The sequence below is a fragment of the Marinoscillum sp. genome (genome assembly GCF_040222955.1).
GTDB lineage: Bacteria > Bacteroidota > Bacteroidia > Cytophagales > Cyclobacteriaceae > Marinoscillum.
In genome coordinates this window covers 342966-362600 of the sequence record NZ_JAVKCA010000007.1, presented here as the reverse complement: position 1 = coordinate 362600, position 19635 = coordinate 342966, and the positions used below count along the sequence as shown (strand labels likewise).

The 19635-nt window shown below is 46.9% G+C and carries 17 protein-coding genes; 12 read left to right on the top strand and 5 right to left on the bottom strand.

Translation table 11 applies throughout. The features are described from left to right. Window positions 1-2: 2 nt before the first annotated feature. Entirely contained in the window at window positions 3-617 is a 615-nt protein-coding gene (locus tag RIH33_RS03660; RefSeq protein ID WP_406653747.1) for a hypothetical protein, read from the top strand. Between the two features lie 3 nt (window positions 618-620). Here RIH33_RS03660 and RIH33_RS03655 read toward each other — a convergent pair whose 3' ends face one another. Beyond that, window positions 621-1781, bottom strand: coding sequence for an exo-beta-N-acetylmuramidase NamZ domain-containing protein (locus tag RIH33_RS03655; protein WP_406653746.1), 1161 nt, complete (start codon window positions 1779-1781; stop codon window positions 621-623). 39 nt (window positions 1782-1820) lie between these two features. Here RIH33_RS03655 and RIH33_RS03650 point away from each other — a divergent pair, with 39 nt between their 5' ends. Then, window positions 1821-3038: an ABC transporter permease gene (locus tag RIH33_RS03650; RefSeq protein WP_406653745.1), complete on the top strand. Its 1218-nt coding sequence runs from the start codon at window positions 1821-1823 to the stop codon at window positions 3036-3038. Between the two features lie 2 nt (window positions 3039-3040). Here RIH33_RS03650 and RIH33_RS03645 read toward each other — a convergent pair whose 3' ends face one another. Together RIH33_RS03645 and RIH33_RS03640 are read right to left on the bottom strand one after the other, a co-directional pair. Then, complete coding sequence (locus RIH33_RS03645; RefSeq protein ID WP_406653743.1) at window positions 3041-3790, bottom strand: polyprenol monophosphomannose synthase; 750 nt, start codon at window positions 3788-3790, stop codon at window positions 3041-3043. 97 nt (window positions 3791-3887) lie between these two features. Next, window positions 3888-5282, bottom strand: a complete 1395-nt coding sequence (locus RIH33_RS03640; protein WP_406653741.1) for an arginine decarboxylase — start codon at window positions 5280-5282, stop codon at window positions 3888-3890. A 146-nt stretch (window positions 5283-5428) separates the two neighbouring features. Here RIH33_RS03640 and RIH33_RS03635 point away from each other — a divergent pair, with 146 nt between their 5' ends. From RIH33_RS03635 to RIH33_RS03590, 10 genes are all read left to right on the top strand, one after another. Further along, on the top strand, window positions 5429-6343 hold the full coding sequence (locus RIH33_RS03635; RefSeq protein ID WP_406653739.1) for a dimethylarginine dimethylaminohydrolase family protein: 915 nt from the start codon (window positions 5429-5431) through the stop codon (window positions 6341-6343). Further along, window positions 6340-7275, top strand: coding sequence for a citrulline utilization hydrolase CtlX (gene ctlX, locus RIH33_RS03630; protein WP_406653738.1), 936 nt, complete (start codon window positions 6340-6342; stop codon window positions 7273-7275). The genes RIH33_RS03635 and ctlX overlap by 4 nt, the downstream gene beginning before the upstream one ends. 9 nt (window positions 7276-7284) lie before the next feature. Continuing rightward, window positions 7285-9072 (top strand): arginine--tRNA ligase, encoded by a 1788-nt coding sequence (gene argS / locus RIH33_RS03625; RefSeq protein WP_406653736.1) that lies wholly within the window; start codon window positions 7285-7287, stop codon window positions 9070-9072. A 16-nt stretch (window positions 9073-9088) separates the two neighbouring features. After that, a complete protein-coding gene (locus RIH33_RS03620; protein WP_406653735.1) occupies window positions 9089-9994 on the top strand; it encodes a 1,4-dihydroxy-2-naphthoate polyprenyltransferase in 906 nt (301 codons plus the stop codon). Window positions 9995-10072: 78 nt separating this feature from the next. Beyond that, on the top strand, window positions 10073-10924 hold the full coding sequence (locus RIH33_RS03615; protein ID WP_406653734.1) for a universal stress protein: 852 nt from the start codon (window positions 10073-10075) through the stop codon (window positions 10922-10924). Window positions 10925-11124: 200 nt separating this feature from the next. Then, entirely contained in the window at window positions 11125-11982 is an 858-nt protein-coding gene (gene hisG / locus RIH33_RS03610; RefSeq protein WP_406653733.1) for an ATP phosphoribosyltransferase, read from the top strand. After that, window positions 11982-13337, top strand: coding sequence for a histidinol dehydrogenase (hisD, locus tag RIH33_RS03605; protein WP_406654034.1), 1356 nt, complete (start codon window positions 11982-11984; stop codon window positions 13335-13337). Before hisG ends, hisD begins: the two co-directional genes overlap by 1 nt. Beyond that, the gene (hisC, locus tag RIH33_RS03600; protein ID WP_406653731.1) at window positions 13267-14313 is read left to right on the top strand and encodes a histidinol-phosphate transaminase; all 1047 of its coding nucleotides are present in this window, start codon (window positions 13267-13269) and stop codon (window positions 14311-14313) included. The genes hisD and hisC overlap by 71 nt, the downstream gene beginning before the upstream one ends. Window positions 14314-14379: 66 nt before the next feature. After that, window positions 14380-15474: a bifunctional histidinol-phosphatase/imidazoleglycerol-phosphate dehydratase HisB gene (gene hisB, locus RIH33_RS03595; RefSeq protein ID WP_406653730.1), complete on the top strand. Its 1095-nt coding sequence runs from the start codon at window positions 14380-14382 to the stop codon at window positions 15472-15474. Between the two features lie 13 nt (window positions 15475-15487). Next, window positions 15488-16633 carry an alpha/beta hydrolase gene (locus RIH33_RS03590; protein ID WP_406653729.1) on the top strand — a complete coding sequence of 382 codons (1146 nt, stop codon included), beginning with the start codon at window positions 15488-15490 and terminating at the stop codon, window positions 16631-16633. A gap of 5 nt (window positions 16634-16638) precedes the next feature. Here the strand turns inward: RIH33_RS03590 and RIH33_RS03585 are convergent, their stop codons facing one another. Then, window positions 16639-19266, bottom strand: a complete 2628-nt coding sequence (locus tag RIH33_RS03585; protein ID WP_406653727.1) for an ABC transporter permease — start codon at window positions 19264-19266, stop codon at window positions 16639-16641. Continuing rightward, window positions 19263-19586, bottom strand: a complete 324-nt coding sequence (locus RIH33_RS03580; protein ID WP_406653725.1) for a PadR family transcriptional regulator — start codon at window positions 19584-19586, stop codon at window positions 19263-19265. Before RIH33_RS03580 ends, RIH33_RS03585 begins: the two co-directional genes overlap by 4 nt. Between the last annotated feature and the right edge of the window lie 49 nt (window positions 19587-19635).

The window sequence follows — 19635 nt, the reverse complement described above, 5'->3', positions numbered from 1 at the left end:
CTTTGAGAAGACTAGAGTTGCCTGGTATTTTGATTTTTTCCGTAGGATTTGCTTTAAAATTCTTCCATATACCTCACAATGCTGTCCTCATGCTTTTGGGCCTGGGGTGCCTTTTGTTATCGCTGCTGGGGGCTATCCGGGGCGGGGAGAATGTGCCAAAGAGGCTGACCAGCAGACTGACGAGCATACTATCGCTGGCCGCTTTACTTTGTGTGATCAAGTTTTTCCCGATCCATGATTACGTACTCCTGCTGGCTGGTTTGGCTATTTTATGGATGCTATACCTCGTGAGCAGCAAGAAACAGCGGTTAGTTGTTACGCATTACACGGCATTATTGGCGGTTTTATTAACAGTCGTTTTTAGGTTTGGTATGGATAGAAGTGAGCGCTATTTTATCCTCAACTTAAAGTACAGTGTGGAGCGGGACACAGATTTCATCACCTGGGACAAGTATAGCTGGATGCTCTATCTGGAAGACCGGCCTGAAGAGTCACTCCAGGCTTCTGAAGAGGCCTCATCTATTGCCCGGAGTGTGGAGGCAGATAAATATTGGGTGGATTTGATTGAAAATCATGGAGCCGCCATTCAAGCCAAAAACTGGACCCGCTATCACTAGGTTTCATTCAGCATACAGGAGATATCTTTTTCTGAGTTGCTTGTAAGCCACCAGCTCCTCTTCCCAGCTGGCCTTTATCTCCTGCTCAGTCCAGCCTGATTCTATTTGCATTTGAAGCGTGCTGGTCCCTGCGAGTTTTTTGAAGTAGTCATTAAAAAAAGGCTTTTCCGTTTTTCCGTTTAGGTTTTGATAAAATTCAATCAGGTACTTCAAGGTAAACTCGTAGGTGGTCTTTTCATCTGTCAGGTTATGGCCATAGCATTCTTCACCTTCTAGCGGAGGGTACCTGGAGCCCTCATTTGGAGCGGGCGTAAAAGAAAAACTGGAGTCACTGTAGTGTGGATGTCCAATCATCTGAAACGGATGATCGGTGCCTCTCCCCACGGAGACCACCGTACCTTCAAACAGGGCCAGGGAAGGATAAAGTGCCACGGCCAGGTCATTGGGCAGGTTGGGAGAGGGTCTTATGGGAAGGCTATAAGGCATGCTATGGTCCCAATTGGCTACCGGAATGACCCTCAGGTCGCATGTGATCCCGTTGCCCAGCCAGCCTTCTCCGTTGATCATACCAGCCAACTCACCCAGTGTAAGGCCATGGACGATTGGGATTGGATGGGCTCCAACGAAAGAAGCAAAAGCGGTATCCAGAACGGGACCATCGACGTAGCTCCCATTGGGATTGGGCCTGTCCAGGATAAGCACCGGAATATTTTGACGGGCACAGGCCTCCATCAGGTAGGTCATGGTGCTGGCATAGGTATAAAACCTGGCCCCCACATCCTGGATATCAATGAGCAGCAGATCCAATGATGCTACCTGTTCTTTGGTTGGCTTGCGATGTGCACCGTAAAGTGAGATTAGTTTGAAGCGATCGGTGTGCTCACCTTCGATTTTTTCACCATCCGGTTTGTTGCCCAAAAAACCATGCTCCGGACTAAAAGCTGTACTGATCTGGACACCCAGCGCCAGCAACGTATCGGCAAGGTGTGTTTGGCCTACCAGTGAGGTATGATTGGCAAAAAGTCCGATTTTTTTACCCGCAAGCTGCGGCAGGTACTGGTCCAGCTGGCTGGCACCGGACAGAATCTGAAGGGTCTCCTGAGACTTTGTTTCACATGAAAGGAAGAAAAGTAAAAAGATCGGTACCAAAAACTGCTTGACCATAGATATCTTGTAATATTGCACAGTCAAAAATAGTCATCTTTGAGTCTTCCATATTTTATATCAAGACGTATCTCCAAAAATAAGACCGGATCCTTCTCCACGGTGATCAATAAGATAGCTGTGGTGAGTATTGCGGTGGCCCTGGCGGCGCTGATCTGTACGTTTATGATTCTGAGGGGATTTGAAGATACCATCAAGCAGAAGATTTATAGCTTCAGCGGACACCTGATCATTAGCAAGTACACCCTGTCCACTTCTTTTGAGAATTCTTCCATCGTAGTGGAAGACTCCCTGATGGATGGGCTGAGGGCGCTTCCAGGAGTGGATTATCTGCAAACTTATGCGTACAAAGCCGGCTTGCTCAAAACCAATGACGAAGTACAGGGAGTGATCCTCAAAGGGCTGGACAGAAGCTTCGATACCTCTGCATTCACCATGCACATGGTCGACGGTCATTTTCCCAAATTCCCGGAGGAGGGCTATGGTACAGAGGTGGCGCTGAGTACTAAAATAGCTAACTACCTGAGTCTGAAAGTGGGAGATGAGGTGCTTGTCTTTTTCATTCAAAACCCACCCCGCTACCGCAACCTGAAAATCACCGGTATTTATGAGACCGGCCTTGAGGACTTTGATGAAAAAGTCATTTTGGGGGACATCAATCTGGTACGTCGTATCAATGGTTGGAGAGAAAATACAATCGGAGGTATTGAGATCTTCCTGGACGATCCTGAGACGATGGATGACGCTGAGGGGATGGTTTTTGACGAGACCAGCTCAGACCTCTATGTAGACAAGGTCAGCGATAAGTATGTGCAGATATTTGACTGGCTGAGGTTGCTCAATAGGAATGTGGTCATATTTTTCAGCCTTGTGCTGTTTGTAGCAGCTTTCAATATGGTGTCCATCCTTTTGATTCTCATCATGGAGCGTACCCAGATGATTGGCGTGCTGAAGTCCCTGGGAGCTGCCAATGGCTTACTCAGGAGGATCTTCTTTTTTAATGGGTTGGGATTAATTGTGAGGGGAGTCTTTTGGGGGAATTTACTCGGGCTTTCGTTTTGCTGGATTCAGGATAAGTACAAAGTGATTCCGCTGGATCCGGCCAATTATTACATGAACCATGTCCCCATTCAGTTTGATCCCATGGCGGTTATCTTACTGAACCTTTTTGTGGTCCTTATGACGGCTTTCGCCTTGTTTATTCCACTTTCAGTGATTTCCCGGATCAATCCGATTAAGTCCATTCGGTTTGACTAGGCCTAATGACTTAAGCTCCGATGGGGCTCGTACTTTCTAAAAAGGCTCCTGATCTTCATTTCCAGTACTCCGAAAACTGCTTCTTTGAAGATTCCCTTGGACATTTTTGAGCTGCCTTTGGCCCGCTCAGTAAAGATGATGGGCACTTCTACAATCCTGAAGCCATGCTTCCAGGCCGTAAATTTCATTTCGATCTGAAAAGCGTAGCCTATAAAGCTGATTTTCTCAGGGTCGATGGTTTCCAGTACCGATCGGTGATAGCACTTGAAGCCGGCTGTAGTGTCCATGATCGGAATGCCGGTGATCAACCGGACATAAATGCTGGCAAAATAGGACATGAGTACCCTGCCCATAGGCCAGTTCACTACGTTCACACCTTTGATGTATCGTGAACCTATGGCCATATCCGCTCCTTCTTCTGCACAGGCCCGATAGAGTGCAATGAGGTCCTGGGGATTATGCGAGAAGTCTGCATCCATCTCAAAGACATACTCGTAACCATGATCCAGTGCATACTGAAAACCCCTGATATAGGCGGTGCCTAGCCCAAGTTTACCCGCTCGTTCTACCAGATGAAGTTTATCCGGCCATTGTGCCTGGAGTTCCCGTACGATCTCAGCAGTGCCGTCTGGAGACCCATCATCAATGATCAACAAGTCAAAAGGAACAGCCAGGTCCATCACAGCGGATGTGATGTCCCGGATGTTGTCTTTCTCATTGTAGGTTGGTATGATGACAAGGTTCTTGTGCACGTTACAAATTAAATTACAGGGGACAACATAGCGCCATGTCTCAAAAAATACTTTGAGGCAAAACACGTTTACTCAAATAAAACAAAATATAGAAGAATTACCCCTTCGTATATCCCAAAATTTTCATCATTGATTCACTCTCCTGTTCTGGTGCAAAAAGCTCAGAGGTTACCTGTCCGTCGGCATCCTTTCGGATGATGACATGTTTGGGTGCAGGGATGAGGCAATGCTGGATCCCACCATAACCGCCCAGTGACTCCTGATAAGCTCCGGTGTGGAAAAAGCCAAAATGCAGGGTTTCTTCATCGTCTATCCGGGGGAGGAAAACTTCCCCAATATGAGCCTCAGAGTCGTAGTAGTCCTGACTGTCGCAGGTGAGTCCACCTATATTTACCCGATGGTGTGGATTGTCCCAGTGGTTGATCGGGAGCATGATGAATTTCTCATTCAGCCCCCACACATCCGGCATATGCGTGATGAACGAGCCATCCATCATATACCAGAGCTCTTTATCGTTCTGAAGTTTTTGATCCAAAATGGAGTACAGGGTAGCTCCGCTTTCACCCACAGTAAATGACCCAAATTCTGTGATGATATTAGGTACAGGCACATGGTTTTTCTGACAAATCCACTTGATGTTGGCCACAATCTGATCGGCCATATAGGCATAGTCAAATTCGAAACCAAGCGAGTTTTTGATAGGAAACCCGCCACCAATATCCACAGTGTCCAAATCAGGACAAATCTTTTTTAGTTCGCAGTATTTGTAGATAAACCTGCTCAGTTCACTCCAGTAGTAGGCACTGTCTTTGATCCCGGTATTGATGAAGAAGTGAAGCATCTTCAACTTGGCCTTTGATCCGGCGATCATTTCTTTGTAATGGGGCACAATGTCGTGGTATCTGATGCCCAGCCTCGAGGTATAGAACGCAAAATTGGGCTCTTCGTCGGCGGCAATGCGGATTCCTACTTTAAAATCTCCCTTGATGTTTTGGTGATAATGCGCCAGCTCGTTGAGGTTGTCCAATATAGGGACGGTATTTTCAAACCCATCATTGATCAGCTCAGAAATGTATTGCAGATAGAGGGGCCTTTTGAAACCATTACAAACCACCATCCGGTCTTTACTCAGGAGTCCTGTTTTATTGAGGTTTCGGATGATGGGAATGTCGTAGGCACTGGAAGTCTCTATGTGAATGTCATTTTTCAATGCTTCTTCCAGCACAAACTGAAAATGTGAGGATTTGGTACAATAGCAATACCGATAAGTGCCATCGTAAGAATTTTTCTGAATGGCGTCATTGAATATCTTCTTAGCAAACTGAATGTTCTCGCTGATCTTAGGCAGGTATGACAGCTTTAAGGGCGTGCCATATTGATTGATGATCTCCATCAGGTTTACATCGTGAAACCAGAGCAGGTTATTCTCCACACGGAATTCTTTCGTAGGGAAGTAGAAGGTTTGCTCAATTAGATCAGAGTAGCTTTTCATTTCGGATTAATTCAGTCTTTTAAATAAAGAGGCACAATGATCACAAAAAAATCACAATTCTCACCCCTAACAATATTAATAATTGATGTCTGCCGAATATGTTTTCGATCATTTAGCTTTGCGGTCTTGTTTTACAACATGACCCCATGATCAAGCTAAACATTAAAGACGAAACTTCACCCCTTGAAGCTGTGATTTTAGGCATAGCGGATAGTTTCGGCGGCACCCCCAATTTAGCAGACGCATATGACCCCAAGTCTGCTGAGCATATCAGGGCCGGAACCTATCCAAAGGAGACTGATATGGTTCCTGAAATGGAGGCCTTCAGGCAGGTATTTGAAAAATACAACGTGAAGGTTTATCGCCCGGAATTACGGGTCGACCTCAATCAGATATTTGCACGAGATATTGCCTTTGTGGTGGATGATTATTTTTTCAAATCCAATATTCTTCCCGATAGGGAGCCTGAGTTGGAAGCCATTGAATATGTCATCGGCCAAATGGATCCTGATAAAGTGATCAAACCTCCGGCGGAGGTGCACGTGGAAGGTGGTGATGTGATGGTTCACGGAGATCATCTGTTTGTGGGTACTTATAAAGGCCCCGACTATCCCGGCTTTATTACCGCCAGGACCAATATGGAAGGCGTTCAGTTTCTGAAGGATTTTTTTCCGGATAAGATCGTCAGGGAGTTTGATCTGAATAAATCCAATACCATTGCTGAGGATAATGCCCTCCACCTGGATTGCTGCTTTCAGCCGGTAGGGAAGGACAAGGCCATCATCCACAAAGAAGGGTTCAGACAGGAGTCGGACTATCAGTATTTGGTAGATTTGTTCGGAATGGAAAACCTTTTTCACATCAGCAAGCGGGAAATGTACCACATGATGAGTAATGTGTTTTCCATAGCCCCGAATGTGGTGGTATCCGAGCGAAACTTCACCCGTCTGAATCAGTGGCTGAGAAGTCACGGGATGACGGTGGAGGAGATTCCCTATGCGGAAATCGCCAAGCAGGAAGGACTGTTGAGATGTTCTACTTTACCTCTGAGAAGAAAATGAGCAAGCAGATTACAAATACCCTGATGATGATACGGCCGGTAGCTTTTCATATGAACGAGCAGACGGCAGTGAATAATTATTACCAAAAAACCATTGCGGGCTTATCAAAGGAGGAGATTCAGGAAAATGCCCTGGCTGAGTTTGATAGCTTTGTAAATAAGCTACGTGCTGAAGGTGTACAGGTGATCGTCTTTGATGATACACTGGAGCCCGAAACCCCTGATTCTATTTTCCCTAACAACTGGGTGAGTTTCCATGAGTCGGGAGAGGTGATTCTGTATCCCATGTATGCACAGAATCGCCGACTGGAGCGACGGGATGACCTGCTGGCTGATCTGGGCGAAAAATTCAACATCACTTCCATTTCAGGTTACCTGGATTGGGAGGCTGAGCATAAGTTTCTGGAGGGCACTGGAAGTTTGATTCTCGACCGCCAGCATAAGATCGCTTACGCAGCCATTTCTGAGCGTACTCATCCTGATGTTTTGAAGGATTTTCACGAGCACACCGGCTTTGATATTGTCTCTTTTCAGGCCAACCAGACCGTAAACGGTGAGCGCTTGCCCATTTACCACACCAATGTAATGATGTGCCTGGGTGAGGGCTTTGCGCTTATATGTGCTCAGAGCATCGATGATGAACTGGAAAAGAGTGCGGTGATTCGTTCTTTTGAAAACACCGGAAAGGAAGTGATTTTTATCACGGAAGAGCAAAAGGAGCGGTTTGCAGGGAACATGCTTCAGGTATTAAATGATAAAAATGAGCGATACATCGTCATGTCAGAGTCGGCTTTTAAGTCTCTGGATGAAGCCCAGAAGGGTCAGTTGAGCCAACACGGAAAACTGTTGTACAGCTCTCTGGATACCATTGAGTGCCTGGGTGGAGGCAGCGCCAGATGTATGATGGCAGAGGTATTTTTGCCGAAGAAATAAAAAACAAGAATGGAGTTAATTGAGAAGGAATTAAAGCAGGAAATCGCATCAGCATTCAAAAGCTTATTTCAATTTGAATTGGATGTTGAGAGCTTTTCGCTGCAGCCCACGCGAAAGGAATTTGAAGGCACGCACACGCTGGTGACTTTTTCTTACCTGAAGCAAACCAAAAAAGGACCTGAGGAATCGGGTCAGCTGATAGGTGAGTATCTCAAAAATCATACTTCGATGGTCAGCGACTACAACGTGGTAAAAGGGTTCCTAAATCTTTCAATATCCGATGCCACCTGGTTGTCTGCTTTCGAAAAGATTCATCAGGATGAGCGTTTTGGTACCCTGGCCGGAAATGGGCAAAAGGTGATGGTGGAATTCAGCTCACCCAATACCAATAAACCCCTTCATCTGGGCCACCTCAGAAACAACTTTTTGGGAGATTCTGTAGCCAAAATCCTGGAGGCCAGCGGATGTGAGGTGATGAAGGTGAATTTGGTGAACGACCGAGGCATACACATCTGTAAGTCCATGCTGGCTTATGAAAAGTTAGGAAATGGAGAGACTCCCGACAGCTCCGGTTTGAAAGGTGACCACCTTATCGGGAAGTATTATGTGCTTTTTGATAAGGAGTATAAGAAAGAAATAGAGGGGCTGGTTCATCAGGGAATGGATCCGGATGAGGCGAAAAAGCAAGCGCCATTGATTCTGGAAGCTCAGGAGATGCTGAAGAAGTGGGAAGACGGAGACGAAAAGACTGTGGCCCTTTGGCAAAAACTCAATGACTGGGTGTTTGAGGGTTTTGATGCTTCGTATCAGACCATGGGCATCTCGTTTGATAAGATCTACCACGAGTCACAGACTTATCTCCTGGGCAAGGACATCATTCAGGAAGGACTGGAGAAGGGAGTGTTTTTCACCAAGGAAGATGGCTCTGTATGGGTGGATCTGGCGGATGAAAAGTTGGATGAAAAACTGGTGCAGCGCGGAGATGGCACTTCGGTGTACATCACCCAGGACATTGGTACCTGTGAGCTCAAACATGATGACTTTCCGTTTGAGAAATCTGTATACGTAGTGGGCAATGAGCAGGATTATCACTTCAAGGTGCTTTTTAGTATCATGAAGAAACTTCAGAGACCTTATGCAGACGGGCTGTATCATCTTTCTTATGGGATGGTAGACCTGCCAACGGGCAAAATGAAGTCCCGTGAGGGGACTGTGGTAGATGCGGATGACATCATGCAGGAGATGTTTGATACCGCAGAGCGTCAGACCAGAGAGCTGGGTAAAATTGAAGGACTTACAGAAGAGGAAGCCGAGGCACTTTATCGGACATTGGGACTGGGAGCGATCAAATACTTCCTGTTAAAGGTAGATCCCAAAAAGCGGATGCTGTTTGATCCGCAAGAGTCCATTGAGTTTCAGGGAAACACAGGTCCATTTATTCAATATACCCATGCACGTATATCGGCGATCTTGAGAAGAGCACGGACTCTGGAGGTGTCTACAGAATTTGACGCTGCCGGTATTTCCCTTCATCCGAGAGAGTTGGAGCTCATTCATAAACTCACAGATTTCCCCAAAACAATAGCGGCCGCTGCCAGGGACTATTCTCCTGCACTGGTGGCTCAGTACGTTTATGACCTGGCCAAGGAGTACAATGGTTTTTATCAGGAGGTACCCATTTTCAATGAAGAACGAAAAGAGGTGGTTGGTTTGAGAATTGCCCTTTCTAAATCGGTAGCTCAGGTGATCAAGCGCTCGATGGGCCTGTTAGGAATCGCTGTACCAGATCGCATGTGATGAACATATACACCGTATGAAAAAGATCAAAGCATGGCTACAGGCATTTAGGTTCAGGACCCTTCCGTTGGCATTCTCCTGTATTTTTATGGGTGCCTTTCTTGCAGCTGCTAATGGCTGTTTTAGCTGGCCTATTCTGATATGGAGCCTTGTGACCACTTTGTTTTTGCAGGTGCTTTCTAACCTGGCCAATGATTACGGTGATGCCACTTCCGGTGTAGACGGAGTCCAGCGCACTGGCCCGAAACGTACCGTATCATCCGGGCTGATCTCTTTGAGCGCAATGAAAAGGGCGCTGATTGTATTTTCCTTACTCTCCCTGTTTTCAGGCCTCTGGCTGATCTTTCTGTCTTTTGGCGACCGATGGACTGAAATCATCATTTTTCTCATTCTGGGGTTGGGGGCTATTGTAGCAGCCATCAAATACACGGTGGGCAAAAAGCCCTATGGATATGCGGGCTTTGGTGATTTGTTTGTGCTCATTTTCTTTGGTCTGGTGGGAGTGGGCGGTAGTTATTACCTGTATGCAAATACTTTGGACTCTTTGATCCTCCTGCCAGCTCTGAGCTGTGGTCTGCTGGCTGTGGGAGTGCTCAATGTGAACAACATTCGTGACATTGATTCAGATCAAAAAGCGGGTAAGTATAGCATTCCGGTAAGGATTGGCAGGTCAAATGCCGTTTTGTATCATTGGTTTCTGCTCAGTATGGCCGTGATATCCAGTTGCGTTTATGTGGCTATTGTTAACCCAAGGGGGTTTTCCTTTCTCTTTCTTTTGGTACTCCCCATGCTCTATTCCAATGCCAGAGCCGTGAAAATAATGAAAACATCCCAGGGCCTTGACCCGTTTTTGAAGCAGTTGGCTTTAACCACACTGATTTTTGTCATATTGTTTGGGCTGGGTCAGGTGGTGTTTAGCTGATAAATATCAAATTGTAAAACACCGAGATTTGATTAACTTAGAATCAAATCCAAATTTTAAAATAATCAAAAGCAGGCCATGAAGAATATTCTAGTACCATATGACTTTTCAGATGTCGCTCACCATGCACTTAACTTTGCTACTGAGTTGGCTAGGAAGGGCAGTGATTGTAAGGTTACCCTGATCAACGTCATAGAGCAACCTACTCCTGATACCATCAAGACCATGGGGATTGTAGGACACGACCCGATGGAGAGCCTTTACATCAAAATGCTGATTGATACTGTAAAAGGGAAAATGGAGGCCATTATGGCGGATTCCACTTATAAAGACATTACCCTGAAATACAAGATTGTCCTTGGTCAGCCCTTCAAGGAAATTTCTGAGGAAATCAAAACTTCTAATATTGAACTGGTGGTGATGGGTACATCCGGTTCGTCCGGAGCTGAGGAGTTTTTTGTAGGATCCAATGCCGAGCGGATGGTACGTTATTCCAAATGCCCTGTGATCACCATTGCAAGAGCCACCAGTGCCAACGACATAAAAGACATTGTGCTGGCATCCAACTATCATGATGTACCTGTTTCATTTGTGGATCATGTGAAGAAGCTACAGAAAGTGTTTGGAGCGAAACTAAGGCTGGTTAAAATCAATACCCCGGCGAGCTTCACTTCCACCCGGCACGACAGGAAGCAGATGGAAGACTTTATTTCCAAGTTTGGGATTGAAAACTTCACGCACGAGAGCTATAACTACTCTAATGAAGAAGATGGCGTGATTGCCTTTGCTGAAGATATCGACGCAGACCTGATTGCTATTGGTACGCGGCAAAGAAGAGGAGTAGGGCATTTTCTGGCAGGGAGCATCGCTGAAGATGTGGTCAATCACTCTCAGGTGCCTGTTTGGACCTTTGGATTGGACAACGCTTAATGAAAAAATAACCCCGCATCGACGGGGTTTTTTTATATACTATTGATTTTATCAAGATTTCAGTTATACATTTGCTGCCATGACATACGCGCTACATCATCACCCCCATCATTGCTCTTAAGGCATACTCTCTCTGAGTAAATAAGATCAATTGCGCATATATCCTTCATACAAACTCTTTTCATTTCATAATTTTCCTTATGTCGAATCTAAAAGTAGCCATTCAAAAATCTGGCAGACTAAGCGAAGACTCATTGAGGCTCTTCAAAGAATGTGGTATCAAGTTTAACAATGGTGCCAAGAAGCTGAAGGCACAATCTTCTAATTTTCCCATTGAATTCCTTTTCCTCAGGGATGATGATATTCCGGGGTACGTGGAGGATGGAATTGCCGATATTGGTATCGTAGGTCAAAATGTTCATGAAGAGTATCAGAAGCAAATAGAAGTTGTCAAACATCTTGGGTTTTCCAAATGCCGCCTGTCTCTGGCAGTACCCCGGGAGGAGAAATACTCTGATATTTCATTTTTTGAAGGTAAAAATATCGCCACTTCGTATCCCAATATCCTGAAGAAGTTTCTGGACACTAAAGGGATCACCGCCGAGATCCATCAGATTAGCGGATCAGTAGAAATAGCACCGGGTATAGGACTTGCAGAGGGAATCTGCGATATTGTGAGCTCCGGAAGTACCTTACTCAGCAATGGTCTGAAGGAGGTAGAAACCGTGATGAAATCGGAGGCCGTGATGGTAGCCGATAGCAAGCTGAGCGACGAAAAAAGAGTGTTGCTGAACCAGCTCATTTTCAGGATCAACTCCGTACTGGAGGGAAAAAACAATAAATATGTTTTGCTGAATGCTCCGAATGCTTCACTGGACAGAATCATCAGCCTGCTGCCCGGAATGCGTAGCCCTACGGTATTGCCATTGGCGCAGGAGGGATGGAGCAGCATTCATTCGGTGATCAACGAAGATGATTTTTGGGAAAACATAGAGAAGCTCCGTGAAGCGGGTGCAGAAGGTATATTAGTCGTTCCAATTGAAAAAATGATCAAATGATCCCTGTTTACGAAAACCCGGAGGGCGAGCAACTGGTAGAGATACTGCAGCGACCGTCCTATGACTTTTCCAAGATAGAGAAAGTGGTTGAACCTATTCTGGAAAAGGTAAAACGAGGTGGTGACAAAGCCTTGCGAAAGCTGGCCCTTGAGTATGATCATGTAGAGTTGGAGGATCTTTGGATCACGGAGGCGGAGTTTGCTACAGCGGCTGATGAAGTGCCCGCCACGCTCAAGGAGGCCATACAGATTGCCTATCAGAATGTGAAGAAATTTCATGAAGCGCAGCGTCAGCAGCAACTGGTGATGGAGGTGATGCCTGGCGTGATGTGCAGCCGGCGTTCGGTCCCCATTCAGAAGGTTGGCCTCTATGTTCCCGGAGGGTCAGCGCCGTTGTTTTCTACGGTGCTGATGCTGGCTATCCCGGCAAAAATAGCCGGATGCGAAGAGATCATCATTTCATCACCTACCAACCGACTGGGTAAGATTAATCCGGTGGTGCTCTATACTGCACAGCTGGTGGGGGTGAGCAAAGTATTGAAGCTGGGTGGTGCCCAGGCCATTGCGGCCATGGGTTACGGCACGGCTACTGTTCCCAAAGTGGATAAGATCTTTGGCCCTGGAAACCAGTACGTCACTGTGGCCAAGCAGATGCTGGCTAAGCAGGACGTAGCTATCGACATGCCAGCAGGACCTTCTGAGGTCATGGTGGTAGTGGATAAGAATTCTGATGCGGTATATGCAGCCTCAGACTTACTGGCACAGGCAGAGCATGGCCCCGATAGCCAGGTGATATTGGTGGCTACCAGCCTGAAAAAGGCTGAGGAGATCAATCACGAGGTAGTGAGGCAGCTGGCGACTTTAAGTCGGAAGAAAATTGCCGAGAAGGCCTTGGCCAAGAGTGCCATTATTGTGGTGGAAGGGAAGAAGGAGGCGTTAAAGATTGTGAATGATTATGGACCCGAACACCTCATTATCAGTATTGAGAAGGCTGAAAAGATGGCTGAAAAAGTGGTGAATGCAGGTTCTGTATTCGTAGGAGAATATACGCCTGAGTCTGCTGGGGATTATGCTTCAGGCACCAATCACACCTTGCCTACCAACGGCTGGGCCAGGTCGTTTAGTGGGGTGTCCCTGGATAGCTTTGTGAAAAACATTACTTATCAGCGCATTACCAAAGAGGGGCTTTTACTTTTAGGTCCTACCATTGAGCGCATGGCGGAGGCCGAGTTACTGGATGCGCACAAAAATGCAGTTACTGTCAGATTAAATAAATTGAGAGAAGATGGGATCACCAGAAAACCTGATAAGGGATCACCTGAAGGAGGTGAAAGCTTACTCTTCGGCAAGAGATGAATTTGAAGGGGAGGCTGAGGTCTTCCTGGATGCCAATGAGAACTCGCTGGGGTCTGCCACCGAGGCGTTTTACAACCGATACCCTGATCCGCATCACAAGGCCCTGAAACAGCGATGGTCCGAGATTAAAGGCATCAGCACAGATCGAATATTTTTCGGGAATGGCAGTGATGAACCTATTGATTTACTGATCCGGCTCTTTTGTGAGCCAAGACAGAATCATGTCATCACCATGCCACCTACTTATGGGATGTACAGCGTGAGTGCAGCCATCAATGCCGTGGAGAATGTATTGGTTCCGCTTACTCCTGATTTTCAGATTGACCTTAAAGAGCTCAAGGAGGTTTGGAACGGTAGTTCCAAGCTGTTGTTTCTGTGCTCACCCAATAACCCAACGGGTAACCTTCTTTCCAGAGAAGTGATTTTTGATATTCTCAGGAGCTTTCCGGGGATTGTGGTGGTGGATGAGGCTTATATTGATTTTTCTTCTGAGCCAAGCTGGATTGCGGAGCTGGAGCATCACCGAAACCTGGTGGTCCTTCAGACCCTAAGCAAGGCCTGGGGCATGGCCGGTATCAGGGTGGGGGTAGCTATGGGGGATCCCTTTGTGATCAGCATGCTGGAAAAAATTAAGCCGCCCTATAACCTCAGCTTGGCCAATCAAACCCTGGCACTTGAGGCCCTGGCTCATGAAGCGAAAAAGATCGGTCAGGTGAATGTACTGCTGGAGGAACGTGATAAGCTGAAGACCGCTTTATTAAATTTTCCCCTGGTACAGGAAGTAATTTCCAGCCATGCCAACTTTCTGCTGGTTAGGTTCGATCGCTCAGACGAGCTGTTTGCTTACCTGATCAGCCACAAGGTGATCGTGAGAAACAGAACCAGGGAGCTTCATTGCAAAGGGTGCCTGAGGATTACGGTCGGGACTCCGGCGGAAAACCATAGGCTGCTGGAATTGCTTCATTCATTTGCCTAGAGACTCATTGAATTACGGGAATTTAGGCGCAATCAGTTTTACAATTAGTTCATTTAATTTGTACCCATGAGACCAATCCTTTTTATAGACCGGGACGGCACCATCAATGCCGAGACAGCAGACGAACAAATAGACCACATAGACAAGCTGAATTTCCTGCCGGATGTGTTTTTTTACCTGAGAAAAATTCAGGCGGAATCCAACTATGTGCTGGCCATGGTCACTAACCAGGATGGTCTCGGGACAGATGCTTTTCCTGAAGATACTTTCTGGCCGGTGCATAACCTGATCATGCGCACCCTGGAGAGTGAAGGAATTAAGTTTGATTCCGTACATATAGATGAACATTTCCCAAAGGATAATCACCCTAACCGTAAGCCTGGAACCGGCATGCTCACGCAGTACCTCGACGGTTCGTATGACCTCAAAAACAGCTTTGTGCTCGGCGATAGAACCACAGACGTTCAGCTGGCAAGAAATATTGGATGTCAGGCCATTCATATCGCTGATAAAGCGGTAACCAATGCAGAACTGACAACCACCAGTTGGAAAGAAATCTATGAATATTTGGTTCTTTACCCCCGAAAGGCCTCGGTGAGGCGAACCACCAGGGAGACGGATATTTTGATCAGCATCAATCTGGATGGATCGGGAAATACGGCCATTGAAACCGGACTTGGTTTTTTTGACCATATGCTGGATCAGTTGGGTAAGCACGGGGGTATGGATTTAACGGTTAATGTGAAAGGGGACCTGCACATCGATGAGCATCATACCATAGAAGATACAGCCCTGGCCCTAGGCGAATGCTTTTTGAAGGCTTTGGGTGATAAAAAGGGGATTAACCGATATGGCTTTTTGCTGCCTATGGATGATGTGCTGGCTCAGGTGGCCATCGATTTTGGAGGTCGTCCCTGGCTGGTATGGGAGCCGGAGTTTAAGAGGGAGAAAATTGGTGAGATGCCTACGGAGATGTTCATGCATTTTTTTAAGTCCTTCTCCGATACAGCCAAATGCAACCTCAATATTAAGGCGGAGGGAGACAACGAGCATCATAAAATTGAAGGGATTTTTAAGGCCTGGGCCAAAGCCATCAAAATGGCTATTAAGCGGAATCCTGATGAAATGAGTAGCCTCCCAAGTACCAAAGGAGTGCTTTGAAAAGATGTTCTGAATGAAGCGCTTAAGCATTTTTCTGTTCCTGATGAATTTGATTGTGAGCTTCACAGGCTCAGGGCAGGTTACATTTGTCATTGAAAGCTTACCGGACAATCACCCATCGGAGGACACTATCTATATTGTAGGCTCATTTAATGGCTGGAATCCGGCCGATTCTGATTATCTATTGAAGGGAGATGATCGGCCATACATCAAGCTTCAGGGTACAGGTAGCATTGCGTTTAAGTTTACCCGGGGTAGCTGGTCAAAAGTAGAAGGTGATCTGACTGGTGCAAAAGTCGAAAACAGGAGTTATACTTTCTCAGGATTGCAGGACACAGTTTTGGTTAGCATTGGCTCCTGGGAAGATCTGTCGGATCAACCCCTCGATGAGGTGGTTTCCACCCGGGCTTCCAATGTGGCGATCATCGATGATCATTTCGATATTCCTCAGCTTGGCAGGTCCAGGAGGATTTGGGTTTATCTGCCTCCTAATTACCACACGGGAGACCAACGGTACCCAGTGATCTACATGCAGGATGGGCAAAATGTGTTTGACGCAGCCACTTCTTTCTCAGGAGAGTGGGGAGTGGATGAAGCCCTTAACCAACTTTATGCGGAGGCAGATTTTTCTGCGATAGTGGTGGCAATTGACAATGGCGGGGATAAACGAATAGATGAATATGCCCCATGGTGCAATGCGGATTATGGTGGAGGAGAGGGTGTAGCCTATGTGGATTTTCTGATCCACACCCTGAAGCCATACATTGATGGCCATTACAAAACAAAGCCCGAAGCCACTTATACCGCCATAGTGGGGAGTTCTTTGGGTGGACTGATTTCCTACTATGCCGGCATGAAGTATCCGGAAGTTTTTGGAATGGTGGGTGCTCCGTCACCAGCTTTTTGGTTTAACCCAGAGATATTTGATTTTACCGATACCGTAGCGCTTCATCCGCAGACGCGACTGTACTTTTCAGCAGGAGGTGCTGAGGAGGCCGCCACTGCCATCAATATGAGGCGTGTCGCTGACCAGCTCGATTCCCGCGGTTTCTCAAAAGATCAGATTCATACGGCTGTACATCCAGATATGCAGCACAATGAAGCCTATTGGCGCTCGATCTTCACGGATATGGTGAGGTGGATGATTTCTTTGGATTAAAATTTCTACTCATGCCTCAGATTGGTAGCGGGGTTATCCCTGGTCACGCGGAAGGTTTGCCAGTAAATGGCCGCAAAGCCAACCAGAAAGAGAAAGGCGATGCTTAGAACCATTTCCGTCAGGCCCAGTCCATCGCTGTAGGTGAGAAAGATCCTTAACAATACCATGTCATAAAAGAAGTAGGAGAAAGGAATAGCGATGACTGCCGCGATGAGGATGAGCTTCACAAAATCCTTTGTAAGAGTATAGTAAAGACTCTTGTTGGAGGCGCCCATGATTTTTCTAATGGCAATCTCCTTGGTGCGATTTTCGGTGGTGTAGGAGACCATCCCCAACAGCCCCAAACAGGAAATAACGATGGCCAAAGCGCTCAGAAACCCGAAGATCTTTATTTGTACGACCAGAAAGTAGTAAGCCTGCTCAATTTTATCGTCCAGAAAAGAGGCCTCAAAAGAAGCATTTTGGTCGATGCCTGTCCAGATGGCGTCCAGTTCGTTGATCGTCTTTTTGATGTCCGCAGAATGAACGGTAAGGAGGGCAAAATTGCTCTCTGCGAGTGAATACCTGAAGACGAGGGGATGAATAAGCTCATTCAGTGGCTCAAAATTGAAATCTCTCAGTATCCCGACGATTCGGCACCGGGTGCCATCTGCAAGTGAGAAAATGAGCGAATCCTTCTGAACAGCAAACACAGAGGTAGAGCGGATGAATTGTTCATTGACCAACACAAGCTCCTCGTTTTGAGTGGACCGCTGTTTGTTGCCACTCTCACCCCATGTGAGGGTCATGCCCATATTTTCTATAAAGTCCTCGCCTATGAAGACCTGATTGACAGTGAGGGTATCGATTTCATTGGGCGTGATGTCAACCGTGATGGGTAGCCGGAGTCCGGGCAGGTTGGAGGCCGCTGTTACGGCACTTACATCCGGATGAGTCCTGAACTCGTTAATGACCACCTGTTTGTCAATGCTTTGAAAGGGGACGGCCAGCACATGATCCGACTGAAATCCGTGGTTGTAATTAAGGACGAAGGCGTATTGTTTGATGATGGCACCGACACCAATAATGAAGACCAGCGAGACGAAAAACTGAAAGACAAAAAGCCCCTTTCTGATTCCTGATACGCCACCGGACCTGCTTTTGATTTCCCCTTTGATGGTATGAATGGGATTAAGCCGGGAGAAGTACAGCGCCGGGAAGATCCCTGCCACAATCCCGATAATCAGACTAAAAAGGATAAATACAGCAAGTACAGACAGGCTGAGAGAAGTATCCAGTGAATCCGCACCCATGATCATGGTGAGAAATTCCGTCTGAATGAGCTTGAAAATAAAAATAGAACCAATGAGTGCCAGGAACGTGAGCAGGATGGTTTCCACGACAAACTGCGCTTTGATTTGATTTTTCTCGGCACCCACTACCTTTCGGATGCCTATTTCTTTCGCCCGCTTAAGTGCGCGGGCAATGGAGAGGTTGGTATAGTTGAAGATGGCCGGCATCAGGATGAGCAGGCCCAGCACCATGAAGAAAATCATGGTGGGCAGGTCCCAACCAACGCCCAGTCCATTGCTGATGTTCCAGGAAGGAATGATCTGAGGTAGGGCCGTTGATTCCAGCGTGATGCTTTCGTTGGGGTTGAATGCTGAGGCATTCGCACTCACCTGAGCCAGGGCATCATTGAGTGTTTCCGGCGAGGTATTAGGCCGGAGTAGGACGTAGACATAGTTGTTGCGATAGGTTTTCCAGTCAGATTGCAGGTTGGCCCCGGCATGCAGCATTTCATAAGTCTGATGGGAGGTAAGCACCTGAAAGTAGAAATGGGTTTGCTTCAGGTCGGCCATCACTCCGGTGACCCGGTAGGTGCCTGTGGCTGTTTCTAGGGTTTTACCCATGGGGTTGTCATCCCGGAAGAGCGTTTCCGCTACGGACTGGGTCAAAATAATGCTAAAAGGCTCCGCCAGTGCGGTCGCTGGATTTCCGCTGATGAGCGGGAAACTGAACGTCTGGAAAAAGGATGGTCCGGCGTAGTAGCCGTGGAAAGACATGAGGTTACCCTGATGGTGTATTTCAGGATTGAATCCGCTCCTGATCTTGATGACCTGCTCTATAAAGGGATATTTTTCCTCCATATAATCACCCACGGCATTCAAAGTGGAGGCATACAGGTCCTTTTGGTTTCGGTCGGCTATTTGAGTGTTGATCTGAAAAATACGATCCTTCTTCTCGTGAAACTCATCAAACCTGAAGATGGATACGAACATGGAAAGTGCCAGGAGGCAGATAGACATGCCCAGTGCCAGGCCCACTATGTTGATGACTGTGAAGAGCTTCTGTTTCTGAAAGTTTCTGATGGCTATTTTAAAATAGTTTTGGAGCATGGCCAGGGAGTTGTTAGGGTAGTAGGTAGAGTAGGAGGCAGCGCTTTTCCGCTTTCTGAGGGCATAGGAAAATAGGAGTGAGCATACCTGCACGACATATATCCATTGTGCTTTGCGCTTTCCTCTGGATTGCAGGTTGTAAAGAAAATGTTCATCCAGGTCGCCGAGCAGGTCTTCTGTGTCGGCGGTACCGGCCCACCACTGGAAGATCCTTTGGGCAAACCGAGGCGGGGAGGGTGGTTGCTGATTTTTCATATAGAAAGGTTCACTTTGGCATTGGCCCAGAGTTCGTCACGGAGCGCTTTCATGTCATTCAGGCTGGCAATGCCACTACTGGTCAGTTCGAAGTATCGCTTTCTTCGTCCTCCACGCTCATTGGTGGGCTCACCGAGGTATGAGGTGATGTAGCCTTTTTCTTCCAGTCGTGTGAGGGTGGAGTGCATTCCGCCCATGCTCAGGTTGCGACCGGCACGCTCGTTAATGTCCCTGATCAGAGCCAGTCCGTAAGCATCGCTGCCCAGGTTGGCTATGGTCAGTAAAACAAGCTCTTCAAATTCGCCAAGGTATCCTTTCATGGTATGTTTCTATTTGTGAGATAATATAGAGATACGGAGGAAAGATTTA